At 38.5% G+C, this 17,790-nt stretch carries 25 protein-coding genes and 1 rRNA gene; 24 read left to right on the top strand and 2 right to left on the bottom strand.

Annotated elements, in window-relative coordinates:
- The first annotated feature begins 28 nt into the window (after positions 1–28).
- The 22 genes from rplR to BM260_RS13230 all read left to right on the top strand — a co-directional run bounded on the left by rplR (position 29) and on the right by BM260_RS13230 (position 15,102).
- Positions 29–388 carry a 50S ribosomal protein L18 gene (gene rplR / locus BM260_RS13335; protein ID WP_093537850.1) on the top strand — a complete coding sequence of 120 codons (360 nt, stop codon included), beginning with the start codon at positions 29–31 and terminating at the stop codon, positions 386–388.
- Positions 389–409: 21 nt separating this feature from the next.
- Positions 410–910, top strand: coding sequence for a 30S ribosomal protein S5 (rpsE, locus tag BM260_RS13330; RefSeq protein ID WP_093537849.1), 501 nt, complete (start codon positions 410–412; stop codon positions 908–910).
- A 15-nt stretch (positions 911–925) separates the two neighbouring features.
- Positions 926–1,108 (top strand): 50S ribosomal protein L30, encoded by a 183-nt coding sequence (rpmD, locus tag BM260_RS13325; RefSeq protein WP_093537848.1) that lies wholly within the window; start codon positions 926–928, stop codon positions 1,106–1,108.
- A gap of 32 nt (positions 1,109–1,140) precedes the next feature.
- Entirely contained in the window at positions 1,141–1,581 is a 441-nt protein-coding gene (gene rplO / locus BM260_RS13320) for a 50S ribosomal protein L15 (protein ID WP_093537847.1), read from the top strand.
- Positions 1,581–2,873 carry a preprotein translocase subunit SecY gene (gene secY / locus BM260_RS13315; protein ID WP_093537846.1) on the top strand — a complete coding sequence of 431 codons (1,293 nt, stop codon included), beginning with the start codon at positions 1,581–1,583 and terminating at the stop codon, positions 2,871–2,873. The genes rplO and secY overlap by 1 nt, the downstream gene beginning before the upstream one ends.
- A 65-nt stretch (positions 2,874–2,938) precedes the next feature.
- Positions 2,939–3,592: an adenylate kinase gene (locus tag BM260_RS13310; RefSeq protein ID WP_093537845.1), complete on the top strand. Its 654-nt coding sequence runs from the start codon at positions 2,939–2,941 to the stop codon at positions 3,590–3,592.
- A 439-nt stretch (positions 3,593–4,031) separates the two neighbouring features.
- Positions 4,032–4,250: a translation initiation factor IF-1 gene (gene infA / locus BM260_RS13305; protein WP_016429904.1), complete on the top strand. Its 219-nt coding sequence runs from the start codon at positions 4,032–4,034 to the stop codon at positions 4,248–4,250.
- A gap of 40 nt (positions 4,251–4,290) precedes the next feature.
- Positions 4,291–4,404, top strand: a complete 114-nt coding sequence (rpmJ, locus tag BM260_RS13300; protein WP_003247619.1) for a 50S ribosomal protein L36 — start codon at positions 4,291–4,293, stop codon at positions 4,402–4,404.
- 23 nt (positions 4,405–4,427) lie between these two features.
- The gene (gene rpsM, locus BM260_RS13295) at positions 4,428–4,793 is read left to right on the top strand and encodes a 30S ribosomal protein S13 (RefSeq protein ID WP_093537844.1); all 366 of its coding nucleotides are present in this window, start codon (positions 4,428–4,430) and stop codon (positions 4,791–4,793) included.
- Between the two features lie 25 nt (positions 4,794–4,818).
- On the top strand, positions 4,819–5,208 hold the full coding sequence (gene rpsK, locus BM260_RS13290) for a 30S ribosomal protein S11 (RefSeq protein WP_093537843.1): 390 nt from the start codon (positions 4,819–4,821) through the stop codon (positions 5,206–5,208).
- 134 nt (positions 5,209–5,342) lie between these two features.
- Positions 5,343–6,287 carry a DNA-directed RNA polymerase subunit alpha gene (locus BM260_RS13285; RefSeq protein WP_093537842.1) on the top strand — a complete coding sequence of 315 codons (945 nt, stop codon included), beginning with the start codon at positions 5,343–5,345 and terminating at the stop codon, positions 6,285–6,287.
- A gap of 53 nt (positions 6,288–6,340) precedes the next feature.
- Positions 6,341–6,721: a 50S ribosomal protein L17 gene (gene rplQ, locus BM260_RS13280; protein WP_093537841.1), complete on the top strand. Its 381-nt coding sequence runs from the start codon at positions 6,341–6,343 to the stop codon at positions 6,719–6,721.
- A gap of 321 nt (positions 6,722–7,042) precedes the next feature.
- Positions 7,043–7,891 carry an energy-coupling factor ABC transporter ATP-binding protein gene (locus tag BM260_RS13275; RefSeq protein ID WP_093537840.1) on the top strand — a complete coding sequence of 283 codons (849 nt, stop codon included), beginning with the start codon at positions 7,043–7,045 and terminating at the stop codon, positions 7,889–7,891.
- Positions 7,867–8,736, top strand: coding sequence for an energy-coupling factor ABC transporter ATP-binding protein (locus tag BM260_RS13270; RefSeq protein ID WP_093537839.1), 870 nt, complete (start codon positions 7,867–7,869; stop codon positions 8,734–8,736). Before BM260_RS13275 ends, BM260_RS13270 begins: the two co-directional genes overlap by 25 nt.
- A complete protein-coding gene (locus BM260_RS13265) occupies positions 8,736–9,533 on the top strand; it encodes an energy-coupling factor transporter transmembrane component T family protein (protein WP_093537838.1) in 798 nt (265 codons plus the stop codon). Before BM260_RS13270 ends, BM260_RS13265 begins: the two co-directional genes overlap by 1 nt.
- A gap of 15 nt (positions 9,534–9,548) precedes the next feature.
- Positions 9,549–10,298: a tRNA pseudouridine(38-40) synthase TruA gene (gene truA / locus BM260_RS13260; RefSeq protein WP_093537837.1), complete on the top strand. Its 750-nt coding sequence runs from the start codon at positions 9,549–9,551 to the stop codon at positions 10,296–10,298.
- A 166-nt stretch (positions 10,299–10,464) separates the two neighbouring features.
- Positions 10,465–10,902 (top strand): 50S ribosomal protein L13, encoded by a 438-nt coding sequence (rplM, locus tag BM260_RS13255; protein ID WP_093537836.1) that lies wholly within the window; start codon positions 10,465–10,467, stop codon positions 10,900–10,902.
- Positions 10,903–10,924: 22 nt separating this feature from the next.
- Entirely contained in the window at positions 10,925–11,317 is a 393-nt protein-coding gene (gene rpsI / locus BM260_RS13250) for a 30S ribosomal protein S9 (protein ID WP_093537835.1), read from the top strand.
- Positions 11,318–11,484: 167 nt separating this feature from the next.
- Positions 11,485–11,994: a GNAT family N-acetyltransferase gene (locus BM260_RS13245; RefSeq protein WP_093537834.1), complete on the top strand. Its 510-nt coding sequence runs from the start codon at positions 11,485–11,487 to the stop codon at positions 11,992–11,994.
- A gap of 27 nt (positions 11,995–12,021) precedes the next feature.
- Complete coding sequence (locus tag BM260_RS13240) at positions 12,022–13,206, top strand: MFS transporter (protein WP_093537833.1); 1,185 nt, start codon at positions 12,022–12,024, stop codon at positions 13,204–13,206.
- Between the two features lie 51 nt (positions 13,207–13,257).
- Positions 13,258–13,971: an N-acetylmuramoyl-L-alanine amidase gene (locus BM260_RS13235; protein WP_093538023.1), complete on the top strand. Its 714-nt coding sequence runs from the start codon at positions 13,258–13,260 to the stop codon at positions 13,969–13,971.
- A 78-nt stretch (positions 13,972–14,049) separates the two neighbouring features.
- Entirely contained in the window at positions 14,050–15,102 is a 1,053-nt protein-coding gene (locus tag BM260_RS13230; RefSeq protein WP_093537832.1) for an Mrp/NBP35 family ATP-binding protein, read from the top strand.
- A 30-nt stretch (positions 15,103–15,132) separates the two neighbouring features.
- On the opposite strand, the gene gerD is transcribed toward BM260_RS13230, so the two are convergent.
- On the bottom strand, positions 15,133–15,735 hold the full coding sequence (gerD, locus tag BM260_RS13225; RefSeq protein WP_093537831.1) for a spore germination lipoprotein GerD: 603 nt from the start codon (positions 15,733–15,735) through the stop codon (positions 15,133–15,135).
- Positions 15,736–15,872: 137 nt separating this feature from the next.
- Here gerD and BM260_RS13220 point away from each other — a divergent pair, with 137 nt between their 5' ends.
- Entirely contained in the window at positions 15,873–16,550 is a 678-nt protein-coding gene (locus BM260_RS13220) for a KinB-signaling pathway activation protein (protein WP_093537830.1), read from the top strand.
- A 70-nt stretch (positions 16,551–16,620) separates the two neighbouring features.
- Here the strand turns inward: BM260_RS13220 and BM260_RS13215 are convergent, their stop codons facing one another.
- Positions 16,621–17,280 carry a polysaccharide deacetylase family protein gene (locus tag BM260_RS13215; RefSeq protein ID WP_093537829.1) on the bottom strand — a complete coding sequence of 220 codons (660 nt, stop codon included), beginning with the start codon at positions 17,278–17,280 and terminating at the stop codon, positions 16,621–16,623.
- Between the two features lie 294 nt (positions 17,281–17,574).
- On the opposite strand from BM260_RS13215, the gene BM260_RS13210 reads away from it, so the two are divergent.
- Positions 17,575–17,790 (top strand): 16S ribosomal RNA (locus BM260_RS13210); the annotation flags it as partial.

Genomic DNA, 17,790 nt, shown 5'->3' with positions numbered 1-17,790 from the left:
CTTTTCGCATTAGAAAGGAGTGACCACTGTGATTACGAAACAAGACAAAAATCAAGTTCGTAAGAGACGTCATGTACGTGTTCGTACAAAAATCACGGGTACTACTGAACGTCCTCGTTTAAATGTATTCCGTTCTAATAAACATTTATACGCACAACTGATTGATGATACTCAAGGTGTTACAATCGCAAGTGCATCCACTATGGATAAAGATTTCAATGGAACAGCTGGAAATGTAGAAGCTGCTAAATTGATCGGTGAAACAATCGCAAAACGCGCTACAGAAAAAAACATCAAATCTGTTGTATTTGACCGTGGCGGTTACTTATATCATGGACGTGTTAAAGCGTTAGCTGAAGCTGCACGTGAAAACGGCTTAGAATTTTAAGAAGAAGGAGGGACATATTTCATGCGTGGTATTGACCCAAACAAACTTGAACTTGAAGAACGCGTAGTAACGATCAACCGTGTTGCTAAAGTTGTAAAAGGTGGACGTCGTTTCCGTTTTACTGCATTAGTAGTTGTCGGTGACAAAGATGGACATGTAGGATTTGGTACTGGTAAAGCACAAGAAGTTCCAGATGCTATCCGTAAAGCTGTTGAAGACGCGAAGAAAAACTTAATAGAAGTACCAAGAGTTAAAGGGACTACTCCTCATTTAGTTGTAGGACATTTTGGTGCCGGTTCTATTCTAGTTAAACCTGCAGCGCCTGGTACAGGAGTTATTGCTGGTGGACCAGTTCGTGCAGTACTTGAATTAGCTGGTATTACAGATATTCTTTCTAAATCACTTGGTTCTAATACACCAATTAACATGGTACGTGCTACAGTACAAGGTTTAACTCAGTTAAAACGTGCTGAAGACGTTGCTAAATTGCGTGGTAAATCAGTAGAAGAACTGTTAGGATAAGGGGGGGAAATTACAATGGCAACTAAACTAGAAATTACCCTGACTAGAAGCTTGATTGGTACTAAACCAACTCAACGCAAAACAGTAGAAGCTCTTGGATTACGTAAAATGCATCAAACAGTTGAGCATCAAGACAATGTCGCTATTCGTGGCATGGTTAAAAAAGTAGCTCATCTAGTAACAACTAAAGAAATATAAGTTTTATTTTAAGAATAAGGAGGTGCCACCATATGAAACTTCATGAGTTAAAGCCATCAGAAGGTTCTCGTTCTTCGCGCAAGCGTATCGGACGTGGAATCGGGTCTGGAACTGGTAAAACATCAGGTAAAGGTCATAAAGGTCAAAACGCTCGTTCAGGCGGAGGCGTTCGTCCAGGATTTGAGGGCGGTCAAAACCCGTTATTCCGTCGTTTACCAAAACGTGGATTTACGAACATTAATCGTAAAGAATTCGCAATTGTGAACCTTGACACATTAAATCGTTTCGAAGACGGCACAGAAGTTACACCTGCTCTATTAATAGAAACAGGTGTTGTGAGCAGTGAGAAATCTGGTATCAAGATTCTAGGTAATGGAACTCTTGGTAAAAAGTTAACTGTAAGAGCTCATAAATTCTCTGCATCAGCAAAAGAAGCAATTGAGAACGCTGGCGGATCAACAGAGGTGGTTTAATGTTTCAGACAATCTCCAACTTTATGCGTGTTAGAGATATAAGAAATAAAATCATTTTTACTTTATTGATGTTAATCGTCTTCCGTATTGGGACATTTGTTCCAGTACCTTACGTTGATGCTGATGTATTAAAACAAACAGACCAAATGGGTTTGATTGGTTTCCTTAATACATTCGGTGGCGGAGCCCTTGCTAACTTTTCTATTTTAGCAATGGGTATCATGCCTTACATCACTGCATCCATCATAGTACAATTACTACAAATGGATGTTGTTCCGAAGTTTACTGAGTGGGCAAAACAAGGAGAAGTCGGAAGACGGAAACTTGCACAATTCACTCGATACTTCACAATTGTGTTAGCTTTTGTTCAAGCAATTGCTATGTCTTACGGTTTCAACCGTATGTATAGTGGTTCTTTAATAAAAGATGACGGTATATTGACATACTTAGTTATTGCACTTGTTTTGACAGCCGGAACTGCATTTTTAATGTGGTTAGGAGAGCAAATTACCGCTAAAGGTGTTGGTAATGGTATATCTATTATTATCTTCGCTGGTATTGCTGCTGCCATTCCAAACGCAGTTAACCAAGTGTATGCGCAACAAATTGAAGGTGCAGGAGATGCACTGTTTATCAATATAGTAATCATCATTCTACTTTTATTGGCGATTATCGCAGTAACAGTTGGAGTAATTTACGTTCAACAAGCGTTGCGTAAAATTCCAATTCAATATGCGAAACGTGTTTCTGGTGCTGCTCAAACAGGCGGTCAACAGACTCACTTACCTTTAAAAGTTAATGCTGCGGGAGTAATCCCGGTAATCTTTGCATCAGCGTTTCTTATGGCGCCTCAGTCAATCGTTTTATTCTTCGGTCAGAATAACACTACCGATGCTATTACGAGAGCATTAGATTATACACAACCTATTGGTATGACAATTTATATTGCTTTGATCATTGCTTTTACTTACTTCTATGCGTTCATTCAAGTGAACCCAGAAAATGTAGCAGACAATTTGAAAAAGCAAGGTGCGTATATTCCTGGAATTCGTCCAGGGATCAATACACAAAACTATTTAACTAGCGTCTTGTATCGTTTAACATTTGTTGGAGCTATATTCTTAGCTATTATTTCAATCATGCCGATGCTATTTGTGAAGTATGCGGATTTACCGCAATCAGCACAAATTGGCGGAACAAGTTTGTTAATCGTAGTTGGGGTTGCACTCGAAACGATGAAACAGCTAGAATCCCAACTAGTTAAACGTCATTATAAAGGCTTTATGAAATAAGGTGGATTTTTAGGGACGTTAATGTTCCTAAAAATCAACTATATAGTCCTGGGGGGCATTTTCGTATGAATATCGTTTTAATGGGTTTACCTGGTGCTGGTAAAGGTACGCAGGCAGATAAAATTGTTGAGAAGTACGCAATCCCTCATATTTCTACAGGCGATATGTTTCGTGCAGCTATTAAAGATGGTACGGAACTAGGTTTAAAAGCAAAATCGTTTATGGATCAAGGTGCCTTGGTACCTGATGAAGTAACGATTGGTATTGTCCGCGAAAGATTAAGTAAACCAGACTGTGAAAAAGGATTCCTACTTGATGGATTTCCTCGTACAGTTCCACAAGCAGATGCACTAGATGCTTTGCTTTCGGATATCGACAAATCTATTGAGCATGTGCTTAATATTCAAGTAGAACAAGAAGAATTAATCAAACGTCTAACAGGTCGCCGCATTTGTAAAGAATGTGGAACTGCTTATCATTTAGTCTTTAATCCACCTGCTAAAGATGGGGTATGTGACAAAGATGGTGGAGAGCTTTATCAACGTGCTGATGATAATCCGGAAACGGTAACTAACCGTCTGGAAGTAAATATGAAGCAAACACAACCTTTGCTTGATTTTTATGAAGACAAAGGTGTTTTATCTAATATAGATGGACAGCAGGATATTAAACTAGTATTCGCTGATCTTGATGCTCTGTTACAGGGCAACCGCATATAATTGCCCGGTGCCTGTCGCAGACGACTGAATACCCGGGTAGTATGCAAAGAACGAAAATGTTTTTTTCGAGAGCTGCAAAAGCATATTGCGCCCGGTATACGTTCGGAGGAAAAGGAATGCATCAAAAGCGCGGACTCCCTTGTCCACGTGCATTTAAAATACTTACGATGTATAATGGGTTTCGTGGAAGCATCTGTGTAACGAACGGGTACTATGGAACTCATCCAACACATTCGTACGAACATGTTGACATGAGGGAGACGGTCTACTCCGTGGATTGCTATAAGCGAAACCTTACGAGTGTCTTTCGAACATCTCTCATGATTTCCAAACATATGCTTGAACGAATAGTTTCGTTCCTATTGAGGCTATACTAACAGCAAATTACGTTTGAGTATTGATGAGAACCTGATTTGTATATAGAAGGGAGACAGGGTTGATGGCGAAAGATGATGTAATTGAAGTCGAAGGAACAGTTGTTGAGACTTTGCCAAACGCGATGTTTAAGGTAGAATTAGAAAACGGTCATACGATTCTTGCGCATGTATCGGGTAAAATTCGTATGCATTTCATCCGTATTTTACCTGGAGATAAAGTCACAATTGAACTTTCTCCTTACGATTTAACTCGCGGTCGTATTACGTACCGTTTTAAATAATAATCTTTTGCACTCCGGACTACTAAGGAGGTTAGGTTAGATGAAAGTGAGACCATCTGTGAAACCGATCTGCGAAAAATGTAAGGTAATTCGCCGACGCGGTAAAGTAATGGTAATCTGTGAAAATCCTAAACACAAACAAAGACAAGGATAATAAGAAGGAGGTGCACGACACATATGGCACGTATTGCTGGTGTTGACATTCCACGCGACAAACGCGTTGTTATTGCATTAACATACATTTTCGGTATTGGTAAAACGACTTCTCAAAAAGTATTAGCGGGAGCTGGTATTTCTGAAGAAACACGTGTACGTGATCTTACAGAAGACGAACTAAACAAAATCCGTGAACAAATCGGTGTATATAAAGTAGAAGGTGACCTTCGTCGCGAAGTATCACTAAACATTAAACGATTGATGGAAATCGGTTCATTCCGTGGTATCCGTCATCGTAGAGGCTTACCAGTACGCGGACAAAATACGAAGAACAATGCACGTACTCGTAAAGGTCCACGTAAAACAGTAGCTAACAAGAAAAAATAATCGGTAAAGGAGGTTTCTTCTTAACATGGCACGTAAACAACAAACACGTAAGCGTCGTGTGAAAAAGAATATCGAATCCGGTATTGCTCACATTCGCTCAACATTTAACAACACAATTGTGACTATCACAGACATGCAAGGAAATGCACTTTCTTGGTCAAGTGCTGGAGCTCTTGGATTTAGAGGTTCTCGTAAATCTACTCCATTCGCTGCACAAATGGCTGCAGAAGCTGCTGCAAAGACTTCAATGGAACATGGTATTAAAACTTTAGAAGTAACAGTTAAAGGACCAGGAGCTGGTCGTGAAGCGGCAATTCGCGCACTTCAAGCTGCAGGTCTAGAAGTTACAGCAATTAAAGACGTAACACCAGTACCACATAATGGTTGCCGTCCACCAAAACGTCGTCGCGTTTAATAGGTGATACTCAACTTGTTTGAGAACATCATTTATTGTACAGACTGAGGTTGTATTAACAGCAATCAGTTAACGATCGAATTCATGATGGAAAGAACCTATACATTCGATGTTTTGAGGGAGGGTAAATTGGAATGATCGAAATCGAAAAACCAAAGATTGAAAGTGTAGAAATCAGCGAAAATACCAAGTTTGGTAAATTTGTTGTAGAACCGCTTGAACGTGGCTATGGAAATACTTTGGGAAATTCTTTACGACGCATCCTTCTGTCGTCTTTACCAGGAGCTGCAGTTACTTCTATTCAAATTGATGGCGTTTTACACGAGTTTTCAACTATTGAAGGCGTAGTGGAAGATGTAGCATCTATTATTATGAATGTGAAAAAGCTAGCTTTAAAAATCTACTCTGACGAGGAAAAAGTCATTGAGATTGATGTTAAAGGTGAGGGAATGATTACTGCCGCTGACATTACACATGACAGTGACGTAGAAATTTTAAACCCGGAACTCTATATTGCTACAATCAGCAAAAATGGTCATTTCCGTATGCGTATGTACGCAGGTCGAGGCCGTGGCTACACTCCTGCTGTTCAAAACAAACGTGAGGATCTTCCTATCGGCGTAATCCCGATCGACTCTATTTATACTCCAGTTTCACGCGTGAATTTCCAAGTGGAAAATACTCGTGTTGGGCAAATGTCCAACTTCGATAAGCTTACACTTGATGTGTGGACAGATGGCAGCACAGGTCCTAAAGAGGCGATTTCTCTTGGAGCGAAAATTTTAACAGAGCACTTAAATATTTTTGTAGGGATGACAGACGAGGCACAAACTGCTGAAATCATGGTCGAAAAAGAAGAAGATCAAAAAGAAAAAGTTTTAGAGATGACTATTGAAGAACTTGATCTTTCTGTTCGTTCTTATAATTGCTTAAAACGCGCTGGTATTAATACAGTACTTGAGCTTGCAAGCAAGTCAGAAGACGATATGATGAAAGTAAGAAACCTTGGACGTAAATCTTTAGAAGAAGTAAGAGCGAAGTTAGATGAGCTTGGTTTAGGATTACGTAAAGAAGACTAAACGGGTTTTGATATAGCAAGACTTGAATTATTCACCAAAGGAGGGAAACATCCATGGGTTACAGAAAACTTGGACGTACAAGTTCTCAACGTAAAGCGATGTTACGTGACTTAACAACGGACCTAATTATTAATGAGCGTATTCAAACTACTGAAGCACGTGCAAAAGAATTACGTTCTGTTGTTGAAAAAATGATCACTTTAGGTAAACGCGGAGATTTACACGCTCGTCGTCAAGCTGCGGCTTACATTCGTCGTGAGGTCGTTACTTCTACTGATGAAGAAGGAAACGAATCAACAATCTATGCTTTACAAAAATTGTTTGATGATGTAGCACCACGCTATGCTGATCGTCAAGGCGGTTACACTCGTATTATGAAAGCTGGACCTCGTCGCGGAGACGGAGCACCAGTAGTAGTAATTGAGTTAGTTTAATTTAATTTTCAGACGTTTATTCGTCTGCCAAATTGAAGAGGGTATTTGGTGGGTTTCTACCGCCCTCTTTTTTTCAAACAGATTTATACGACAATATAAAAGCAGAGTGTTACGATGAGCGGGCTTATGAAATTTTTTGAATTTTAAGAAGTGGCGTCTCGTCTAGCTCTACGCACCTCATTTTCTGGTTGGTCTTGAGCAACCAATCAAGAAATAAGTTATAGAAGAGAGCATTTCTCAAAATGAGGTGCGCGCTTTTTTAATTTATCGTAAAATGTTGTAAACTATTAGCACAGCTGAGTTGAGCAGAGGAGGTAAAGGATGAAACGCGAAATTATTTCTTTACAGGAAGTTACTTTTACATATGCAGAGGAAGATATCGGTATACGCCCAGCTATACAGAATGTCTCTTATACTATTAATGAAGGTGAATGGGTGGCGATTGTTGGCCATAATGGGTCTGGCAAATCGACATTAGCACGATTAATGAATGGTCTTCTATTTCCTCAGACGGGAACAGTACGGATATTTGGAGAACCATTAAACGAACATAATTTATGGGACACACGCTCTAAAATGGGAATGGTATTTCAAAATCCAGATAACCAGTTTGTAGGAGCAACAGTTCAAGATGATGTTGCATTTGCGTTAGAAAATAACGGCATCCCCTTTGAGGAAATGGTGGAACGAGTACATGCTTCATTAGCAAAAGTGAAAATGAGTGACTTTATGAATAGTGAGCCGCACCATCTCTCTGGTGGACAGAAGCAAAGAGTTGCCATTGCGGGAGCTATCGCGCTTCAACCAAGTATTTTGCTGTTAGACGAGGCAACTTCTATGTTAGATCCTCAGGGGAGAGAAGAGGTACTTCAGACAGTGCACGAGTTAAGGAAAGAAACTGATCTAACAGTAATCTCTATCACACATGATTTAGAAGAAGCACTTCTCGCTGATCGTGTAATTGTTATGAACCAGGGAGAGAAATATGCAACAGGGTCACCACATGAGGTATTTGAAAGAGGGCAGGAGCTAATCGATTTAGGATTGGATCTTCCTTTTGCAATGAATATGTCTAGGCTACTGCGAGCGCAAGGTGTGCAACTTGTAGCAGACCATATGTCAGAAGAAGAGTTGGTGAATGATTTATGGACATCTCACTTCAACAAGTAAGTTATGCGTATGCCAAAGATACACCATTTGAAAAAAGAGCTTTATACGATGTAGATTTACTAATTCCCTCAGGTTCTTATCAAGCTATCATTGGTCATACAGGCTCAGGGAAGTCTACAGTGCTACAGCATTTAAATGCTTTGCTGAAGCCTACAGAAGGTGTTATTTGTATAGGTGGCACGGAAGTTGTGGCAGGTAAAAAGAACAAAAAACTAAGAGAAATTAGACAAAAGGTAGGGATAGTCTTTCAATTTCCCGAGCATCAATTATTTGATGAAACAGTTTTAAAGGATATTATGTTTGGACCTATGAACTTTGGGGTGCCAGAAGAGGAAGCAAGACAACGTGCTATTGAATTAGTGAGGTTACTTGGGTTGCCTGAAGAGGTAATGGAAAAGTCACCCTTTGACCTCTCTGGTGGGCAAATGCGAAGAGTTGCTATTGCGGGAGTCCTTGCGATGAATCCGGAAGTATTAGTATTAGATGAACCGACAGCTGGGCTTGATCCAAGAGGTCGGAAAGAAATTATGGACCTGTTTTATAAACTCCATATAGAAAAAGGCTTAACGACTATTCTTGTAACGCATAGCATGGAAGATGCGGCAAGATATGCAGATCGAATTGCAATTATGCATAATGGTCGATGTGTGCTGCAAGGAATACCAAAAGAGATATTCTCTGATGAGGATCGTTTAATGGATTATCGTTTAGAATTACCTCAATCTATTAAGTTTCAAAAGAAACTAGAAGAGATGATGAACAAAAAACTGCCAAGTCTTTGTTTAACGGAAGAGGCCTTAGCAGAGGAACTTGCACGCCTGTTGAAAAAGGAGCGTGAAATCTAATGCTAGAGAAAATGATATTTGGTCGCTATATTCCGGGGGATTCTTTTATACACCGTTTAGACGCTCGTGCAAAGTTATTATTTGTATTTTTCTTTATTATGGTTGTCTTCATTGCAAATAACTGGATTACCTACGGGATCTTATTGGTGTTTACTTTTCTTATCATTAAACTATCGAAAATTAGACTATATTTTTTGATTAATGGGTTAAAACCGGTCGTTTTTTTAATTATATTTACGTTTTTATTGCATTTGTTTTTCACTCGAGAAGGTCCAATTATATTGGATTGGAAGTTTATCAAAATTTATGAGGAAGGCTTGAAGCAAGGGATATTCATCTCAATTCGCTTTACCGTACTCGTTATTTTAACATCAATTCTCACATTAACTACTACACCTATTTCGATAACAGATGCATTAGAAATCTTGTTGAATCCATTAAAAAAATGGAAATTACCTGTACATGAATTGGCACTTATGATGTCTATTTCGTTAAGATTTATTCCAACTTTAATGGATGAGACGGATAAGATTATGAAAGCACAAATGGCTAGAGGATCTGATATGACAACGGGGAATATGAAGGAAAGAATGAATGCAATTGTACCACTTCTTATCCCGTTGTTTGTTAGTGCTTTTAAGCGAGCAGAAGACTTAGCAACAGCGATGGAAGTAAGAGGGTATAGAGGGGGCGAAGGTCGCACGAGATACCGGAAGCTAGAATGGGCACTCAGAGACACGCTAACCCTCCTTACGCTCGTCGTACTAGCTGTAATACTGGTTTACTTTAGAAACTGATGAGGAGGGGGTAGGATGAGACTTCGAGCGATTATTAGTTATGATGGAAGTCAGTTTTCTGGTTATCAAATTCAACCAGGGAAACGGACTGTTCAATTAGAAATAGAGCGTGTCTTAGAAACGATTCATAAAGGCACAGTTGTGAAAATAGTTGCGAGTGGAAGAACAGATGCTGGTGTTCATGCAACAGGACAAGTTATTCACTTTGATAGTCCACTAACATTTCCGGTAGATCGTTGGAGCACTGCTTTGAATGTTCAACTTCCTAGAGATATTCGTATTTTGTCGATTGAGCAAGTATCGGATGATTTTCATGCCAGATACCATGCTGTTGGAAAAACGTATCGTTATATATGGTCACTTAGTGAAATACATAGTCCTTTTGAGCGTGATTTTTCCGTCCATGCAGATCGTTACAAACCAGATATTGCATTGATGCAGGAAGCAGCTCAACATTTACTGGGAACCCATGATTTTTCAAGTTTTTGTGCAGCGAAGACGAATGTAAATGACTTTGTGAGAACTATTTACTCTATTAACTTTGAAGTGAAAAAAGAAACTCAACAACTTCAAATGGTCATTAGTGGAAGTGGGTTTTTATATAATATGGTGCGTATAATTGCGGGTACATTATGGGAAGTTGGCATTCAAAAAAAAAGTGTGGAGAGTATTTCCAAGATCCTCTCATCGTGTGACAGAAAGGAAGCAGGGAAAACCGCGCCAGCACACGGTTTATACCTTGAAAAAGTAGCGTATGGTGGATGAAACAACATCACCAGGTGTTTTACGAAAAACGCTTGACTAATTGTTGTTTCCGGGGTATGATGATGTATGGTATTTCTTAACCCCACAATATAAGCCCCGAAACTTATTGGTATGAGGATATAGAAAATTTTAGATCGATTATGATTGAATTAGGAGGACAAAATACATGCGTACAACATTCATGGCTAAGGGTCACGAAGTAGAACGTAAATGGTTAGTAGTAGACGCTGAAGGCCAAACACTTGGTCGTCTAGCTTCAGAAGTTGCAGCTATTTTACGTGGAAAAAACAAACCAACATTCACACCGAATGTTGACACAGGTGATCATGTGATCATTCTTAATGCAGAAAAAATTCATTTAACTGGGAACAAGCTAAATGACAAAATTTACTACCGTCACACTCAATTCTCTGGTGGACTTAAACAACGTACAGCTTTAGAAATGCGTACTAAGTACCCAACAAAAATGCTTGAGCTAGCTATTAAAGGAATGCTTCCTAAAAACTCTTTAGGTCGTCAAACGTTCAGCAAGCTTCATGTATACACTGGAGCAGAACACCCACATGCAGCACAAAAACCAGAAGCATATGAGCTTCGCGGATAATAATTAAGAGGAGGACATTCACTTGGCACAAGTTCAATATATCGGCACTGGTCGCCGTAAAAGTTCAGTAGCACGTGTACGTTTAGTACCGGGCGAAGGAAATATCGTTATCAACAAACGTGACGTAGAAGACTACGTACCATACGAAACTTTACGTGAAATTATTAAACAACCATTAGTAACTACTCAAACTTTAGGTAGCTACGATGTACACGTAAACGTTAACGGTGGTGGATTCACAGGACAAGCAGGAGCAATCCGTCATGGTATTGCACGTGCACTACTTACAGTAGATCCTGATTTCCGTCCAGCATTGAAATCAGCAGGATTCTTAACACGTGATCCACGTATGAAAGAACGTAAAAAACCAGGACTTAAAGGCGCTCGTCGTGCACCTCAGTTCTCAAAACGTTAATATTATATTATCAGTTCAAAGCACTTCTCGAGATTTCTCGGGGAGTGCTTTTTTTTATTAGTCTTTAGGGAAAATAGATGATTGTCCAATTGTTTAAAAAGTGATTGTGTGTATATTTTGAGAGGTGTATATTTAAAAACAATAATACCTATGAAGGAGAGGAGTATATGGAGTTTACCTCACAAAGATTAATTTTTCGTCTATATGAGCAAGGGGACATGGACTTTTTATATTCGATGTTAAGCGATTCCCAGATGATGAAGTATATAGGGAATGGCAATACGCGGAATAGAGAAGAATCACATGCCTTTTTAGAAAGAATTCAAAGTCACTACAAGAAGAATGGAGAGTATGGCTTAAAGCTACTAATTCGTAAAAAAGATGGAGTTCCAGTGGGACATGCGGGAATAATACCACAACAAATTGATGGAGAAGATGAACTAGAAATTGGCTATTGGATCGCTAAAGAATTTTGGGGAAATGGTTACGCAATAGAAGCAGCAAGTGCTCTACTTAACAGAGGAATTGAACAGTTAGGTTTAACACGTCTAATCTCTCTTATTCAGCCAGAAAACACCAGGTCTATCCTTATAGCCAACAAAAATGGAATGCATTTAGAGAAAGAAGTAATCTTAAAGGGTAAAGAAGTTAGTGTGTATACATATCAAAAAAAGTAATGATATAGAAAGAAAAAGAGGAAATGTATGAGAAGCAAATTTAATATTGTCACGAGCACAATTCTTGTTAGTATTTTTATTGCTCGTTTTGGAACGTTTTTAGTGTTGCCTTATTTAACGCTTTTTCTGCTCGACGAATTCCACTACTCGGGCATGCAAATTGGAACGATTATATCGACTTTGGCTCTATCCAATTTGGTAATGAGTTTTTTTGTAGGACCATATATTGATAAGTATCCGAAAAACAAAGTCATTATTATTGGGCTTATTGGATATTTAATCTGTTATTTTTATTTCCCTTTCATCGAGCATTATTCAGGGTTTATCGCATTTGCTGCTTTGCTTGGAGTAAGTCAAGCGGTGGTGGAGCCTACTTATCGAGTATTACTGAGTTTATATACAGAGCCGGCAAATCGACGGTTAATATTTAATATCCGTTACTTTTTGATTAATATATCTGCGGCAATTGCACCGCTTACTTCTGTATACTTTCAACAGTATGGAATGGCGAACTTATTTTTTATTGTCGGTTTTATTTTCTTACTTAATATATTGATCTTCATCATTATATTTAAAAGGTACCCGTTGAAACTGAATCCGATCAGCACAACGAAACCGTCAATATTTCATTCGTTTCATGTTTTTAAAAAGGATACTAGTTTTTTAATTTTTGTGTTGGCATTGATATTTATTAGCTTCGGATATAGTCAGTTTGACTCCACTTTTAGTCAATACTTAGGGAAGTCCTTTCACCATGAACTAGCGATACAATATTATGCTTGGCTCATAACTACAAATGCTATTACTGTATTAGTCATTCAGTACTTCGTTTACAAGCTTGGAGAATTGATAAGCACCACTACTTCCTTAATGATTGGAAGTGGGTTATTGTCTATGGGATTATTTTTCTTTGGGCAAAGTGATTCAATTATATGGTTGATAGCCGCGATGGTTATTTTTACTGCTGGCGAAGTATTAGTATTTACCATGGTCGATATCCATTTGGATGGAATGTGTGAGGATCAGGAGAAGGGGACTTACTTCGCTCTTTCCGGTGTAAAGTCTGTCGGTCGAATAGTGGGTCCGAGCCTAGGTGGAGTACTGTTAGATACGATGAGCAGCGGTGCTTTAGTCTTTTTCATCATTTCAGTAGTTACTTTACTGGCAATCCCATCGTTCTATTATAGTTCAAAAATACGTGGACAATTCTAATCATACTATTTGTCCTTTGTACGTATAATGAGTGAAAAAGGAGCGATGAACCTGAAAAAATGGCTAATTATCTTGGTTTTGTTTTTGATATCCCTTCTTGCAGTTGTGTATGGAACAAAAGCGAGTGATATTGGTTTCTTCTTGCCTGAACCTATGAGTGGAGTAAGAATTGTCATTGATCCAGGGCATGGGGGAATTGATGGTGGGGCTAGTAACGGGGATACAGTTGAGCGAGATATAACACTCGCTATGTCATTGAAGCTAGAGAAAAAGTTAAAGTCACAGGGTGCAACAGTAATTATGACGCGCAGCAAAGAAGGTGATGCTATAGCTGAGCACAAGCCGGATGAAGATTTTCCGACTACGAGAGCTAGAAAGGTTGCCGACCTATTGTTACGTGAAGAAATTATGAATAACTCAGAGGCGGACATAGTCATAAGTTTGCACGTGAACGCAGTTCCAGAGGAAAGATGGAGAGGTGCTCAAGTCTTTTATCATGCGGAAGGGCACGCGGGTGGCGAATTATTAGCTAAATCTATCCAAGGTTCTATTAGAGAAAAGATTGGAAACACAGAACGAGAAGCACTAGCGATTAAGCAGGTATATATTTTGAAGAAAGCAAATGCACCAGCAGTATTAGTAGAGACTGGTTTTTTAAGTAATAACGAAGAGCGGGAATTACTAAAGTCTGAAAAGTATCAAAAGCAAATGGTGGAAGCTATATCTGAAGGTGTAGTTCAATTTGTTGAGGATAATATTTACTAAGACAAAGTAGCGTATTGTAGACACTCTATTATGGTATACTATGAGGCGAATAGTTAAACTTAAGGGGAGTGTCTACAGATGATTAATGAGCAACAAGTTCGTACATTGCTAGGAGCATTAAACGACCCGTTTTTACATAGAACATTAGAAGAAACAAACGGGATATCCGAAGTGTCAATTAAAGAAGAAAAAAATCATGTAAGTGTAAAGTTAGCTATAGCTAAAATAAATTCTGCTGAACAAATGCAACTACAAGGAAAAGTTGTGGAAGTTTTAAAAGAAGCTGGAGCAGCAACAGTAGGTATTCGTTTTGAGGAATTACCTAAAGAGGTACTGGAACAATTCCGAGGGAAAACAAAAGAAAGTGATAATGAAAACATTCTTTCTCCAAACAGCAAAGTTAAAATTATTTCTATAGCTTCTGGTAAAGGTGGCGTAGGTAAATCTACCGTATCCGTTAACTTAGCTGTGGCACTTGCTCGATTAGGTAAAAAAGTAGGGCTTGTAGACGCGGATATTTATGGATTCAGTGTACCAGATATGATGGGCGTAAAAGATATCCCGCAAATCATTGAAGATCGGATCATTCCGGTAGAACGCAAAGGCGTTAAAGTAATCTCTATGGGCTTCTTTGTAGAGAATAATACACCAGTAGTATGGAGAGGGCCTATGCTTGGAAAAGTACTGGACCAGTTCTTCAAAGATGTTGAATGGGGAGAGTTAGACTTTCTTCTACTAGACTTACCACCAGGTACTGGAGATGTGGCTTTAGATATTCACCAAATGCTACCTACATCAAAAGAGATCGTCGTAACTACACCACATCCGACAGCTGCATTCGTTGCCGCTAGAGCAGGGGCAATGGCTCTTCAAACAGACCATGAAATTCTCGGTGTAATAGAGAATATGTCATGGTATGAGTCTAAATCTACAGGGGAAAAAGAATTTGTGTTTGGTAAAGGTGGAGGTCCAAAGCTTGCCGATGAGCTTCGTACTGAATTACTTGGGCAACTACCTTTAGGGCAACCGGACTGGAACGACATTGATTTTGCTCCATCCGTTTATGATGAAACACATAATACAGGGAAAATCTATCTGGAAATTGCACAAAAAGTTATTGAAAAAGCATAAAAAAGAGGCCGTTTCCTTAGTGGAGCGGCCTTATTTTTCTTCTTCTTTTTTCTTATCTTCTTCAGAGGACCCTGATTCTCCTCCTCCTCCTTCAGCTCCACCTTTTTCAGATTTACCTCCAGCTTCCTCGACTAGTTTTTGCCATTTAGCTTGTAGCAATGGGCTTTGAATAGTTTCTTCCACTACTTTTTGTATTTCTTTTCTCATATCGCTGGATTCCAATACTTTTCCTAATTCTTTTTTCATCTCTGCTGAACCAAAAAAGCTTTCTAAGTCCTTTAAATAAGTAGGGTCCTTCATTAAGGCTTTCATCAATTCCTCTTGTTGCTTAACCATACTCTTAGCCATTGTTTCTGAAAATTTGGGGTCCGAATAAACTTCCTTCCAAAAGTCCTCTGCTTCTTTTGAAAGCATCGTTTCTTCCACCGAAGTTTTCACTTGTTCGCTGTCCAATACAAGTAGTTCCTTAAATTGAGGATCTGATAATAATGTGCGAATCGCTTTTTTACCATCCTCTGTCTGTAGAGCATCGATGAACATTTTTTTGTTTTCTTCATAAGAAGGCTGAGCAGCGGGAGAACTACAACTAGCAAGAAATCCAATACTCATTAATAATAGTGCGAAGTATTTCATATATCCGTTCACCATCCTTTCGATTATTGTTCACATTTGGTTTGGAAATATGTATAGTCAGTAGGAAGAAATAGATTTTTCCTAAAAGGCTTGTTACACTTTATAAAGGAAATAGAAAAGATGGAGGAAATATTGCAGTGACTATTAGAAATTGGTTCAAATTCTTTCTAAATGCCTTGTTAATTGGTGGTTTAATCACAGGTATTTTTGGTTTATTTATACGTTGGGATGATGCTTTTTCCGTATATTTTGAAGCGGGACAATGGAGTGAATTCTTTGCTGCCTTTGCCTTTATGGTAGTAATGGGCTTTACAATAAGTGTAATTGCTCAAATGGGTTTCTTTGCCTATCTAACCGTTCACCAAATGGGAGTAAATATTTTTAGAACTCTTACTTTGTGGAATTGGGTACAGTTATTAATTATTGCATTCGTTATTTTTGATTTGATCATGTTCCGTTTTAGACCTAATGCAGAAACTACTGCTCAAATATGGCTATACGTTATCTTACTTGCGGTCTTAATCATTACATCAGTAGTAGTAGCAGTCGTTAAAGCAAATCTAACGAAAAAGCATGCACTCATCTCTGCTTTGTTTTTTATGATTGTCATTTCTACTTTGGAGTGGCTACCGGTATTAATGGTACGAGCAGATAATGTCGATAGTTGGGTTACACTTTTATTATTCCCAATTCTTGCTGTGAATGCATACCAATTACTGGCTTTGCCAAAATATAATGCTCAGTCAGAAGTGGATCGGTTGAAATTAGAAGAACGAAGAAAGAAAAGAAGAGAAGCAGCATCTGCTAAGAACTAATAAAAGTTGCTCCGACTGATTGTCGGAGCAACTTTTATATTATTATTTTTTTCTTTGTGCTAATTAATTTTTAATTTGGAAAGGTTTTAGTTTTTACTTTTAAGCCAAATATATTTTGTTCAATGGTAATCATTTCTGTAGATTGAACGATCTTTGTTAATTGTTGAATATCAATTCGTTCGTTTTGGTGTAGAGGAATAGATAGAATGTCTCCCTTTTCAAAACTTGGAACTTTGTTGGACCAGTACTTACTAGAACTAAGCAAATTTACTTCCTGTCCCCACGCGTCCTTTTGTAATTCAATAGGAAACTCATAATCGATTGTTCTAAACCACAGTGGTTTTTCCCCAATTACTTGTTCGAATTGTTTAACCTCTTTTTTAAACAAAGTGGGATTTTCTATATAAGTTGATCCATTTTTGCCTAAGAGGCTGATAGGTATATTTTTATCTTTCATTACTTCTATAATTTCCTCAGATCGCTCAATCCATTCGATACTTATAAAAAAATGTGGATAAGGAGCTTGTAATTCGGTTACAAACTTTTCTACGTCATCCCTTCCAAAAGTTAAATCTATTGTAATTGTATTGCCGTACGAACCTTTTGAAATAACAGCAGGTTTTTCTGTGAGCTGAAAAACAGGGAGCAGCGATGGCATTTGTTTTGGTACATTAAATAAAACCAATCCTAAAACTATTACTAAACCAACTAATACAGCTAATTTTTTCAAGGGACACACACCTTTTCAAATCGTTTTAATTAATTTTATGATTTAGTGTTGACATTAATGTTAAAAAGATGTTAAGATACAAAGGTCGCTGAAACAAGACGACACTTAAACAACATGAACATTGAAAACTGAACATGCAAAACGTTAAGAAACATAGCTTTCAACTAACTTGTTAGGATGATAGCAAAACAATTTTGGACATCATTTAATGATGATGCCAGCAAAACAAAATGAGCTTTTAAACTAGTTCTAATTTGTTCGCTTTCAATTTGCTCTGCATACTGAAAGTGAACTATTATGGAGAGTTTGATCCTGGCTCAGGACGAACGCTGGCGGCATGCCTAATACATGCAAGTCGAGCGAATGACGAAGAAGCTTGCTTCTTCTGATTTAGCGGCGGACGGGTGAGTAACACGTGGGCAACCTGCCCTGTAGATTGGGATAACTCCGGGAAACCGGGGCTAATACCGAATAATCCATTTCCTCACATGGGGAGATGTTAAAAGACGG

Origin of the sequence: Psychrobacillus psychrotolerans, assembly GCF_900115805.1 — a bacterium.
GTDB lineage: Bacteria > Bacillota > Bacilli > Bacillales_A > Planococcaceae > Psychrobacillus > Psychrobacillus psychrotolerans.
This window is presented reverse-complemented; position numbering and strand designations above follow the sequence as displayed.

Coding starts and splice junctions, on each gene's coding strand:
- rplM (WP_093537836.1), top strand. CDS start 10,465: ATGCGTACAACATTCATGGCTAAGGGTCACGAAGTAGAACGTAAATGG.
- BM260_RS13285 (WP_093537842.1), top strand. CDS start 5,343: ATGATCGAAATCGAAAAACCAAAGATTGAAAGTGTAGAAATCAGCGAA.
- BM260_RS13265 (WP_093537838.1), top strand. CDS start 8,736: ATGCTAGAGAAAATGATATTTGGTCGCTATATTCCGGGGGATTCTTTT.
- BM260_RS13275 (WP_093537840.1), top strand. CDS start 7,043: ATGAAACGCGAAATTATTTCTTTACAGGAAGTTACTTTTACATATGCA.
- secY (WP_093537846.1), top strand. CDS start 1,581: ATGTTTCAGACAATCTCCAACTTTATGCGTGTTAGAGATATAAGAAAT.
- gerD (WP_093537831.1), bottom strand. CDS start 15,735: ATGAAATACTTCGCACTATTATTAATGAGTATTGGATTTCTTGCTAGT.
- BM260_RS13270 (WP_093537839.1), top strand. CDS start 7,867: ATGGACATCTCACTTCAACAAGTAAGTTATGCGTATGCCAAAGATACA.
- rplO (WP_093537847.1), top strand. CDS start 1,141: ATGAAACTTCATGAGTTAAAGCCATCAGAAGGTTCTCGTTCTTCGCGC.
- rpsE (WP_093537849.1), top strand. CDS start 410: ATGCGTGGTATTGACCCAAACAAACTTGAACTTGAAGAACGCGTAGTA.
- BM260_RS13230 (WP_093537832.1), top strand. CDS start 14,050: ATGATTAATGAGCAACAAGTTCGTACATTGCTAGGAGCATTAAACGAC.
- truA (WP_093537837.1), top strand. CDS start 9,549: ATGAGACTTCGAGCGATTATTAGTTATGATGGAAGTCAGTTTTCTGGT.
- rpmJ (WP_003247619.1), top strand. CDS start 4,291: ATGAAAGTGAGACCATCTGTGAAACCGATCTGCGAAAAATGTAAGGTA.
- infA (WP_016429904.1), top strand. CDS start 4,032: ATGGCGAAAGATGATGTAATTGAAGTCGAAGGAACAGTTGTTGAGACT.
- BM260_RS13240 (WP_093537833.1), top strand. CDS start 12,022: ATGAGAAGCAAATTTAATATTGTCACGAGCACAATTCTTGTTAGTATT.
- rpsK (WP_093537843.1), top strand. CDS start 4,819: ATGGCACGTAAACAACAAACACGTAAGCGTCGTGTGAAAAAGAATATC.
- rpmD (WP_093537848.1), top strand. CDS start 926: ATGGCAACTAAACTAGAAATTACCCTGACTAGAAGCTTGATTGGTACT.
- rplQ (WP_093537841.1), top strand. CDS start 6,341: ATGGGTTACAGAAAACTTGGACGTACAAGTTCTCAACGTAAAGCGATG.
- rpsM (WP_093537844.1), top strand. CDS start 4,428: ATGGCACGTATTGCTGGTGTTGACATTCCACGCGACAAACGCGTTGTT.
- BM260_RS13310 (WP_093537845.1), top strand. CDS start 2,939: ATGAATATCGTTTTAATGGGTTTACCTGGTGCTGGTAAAGGTACGCAG.
- BM260_RS13245 (WP_093537834.1), top strand. CDS start 11,485: ATGGAGTTTACCTCACAAAGATTAATTTTTCGTCTATATGAGCAAGGG.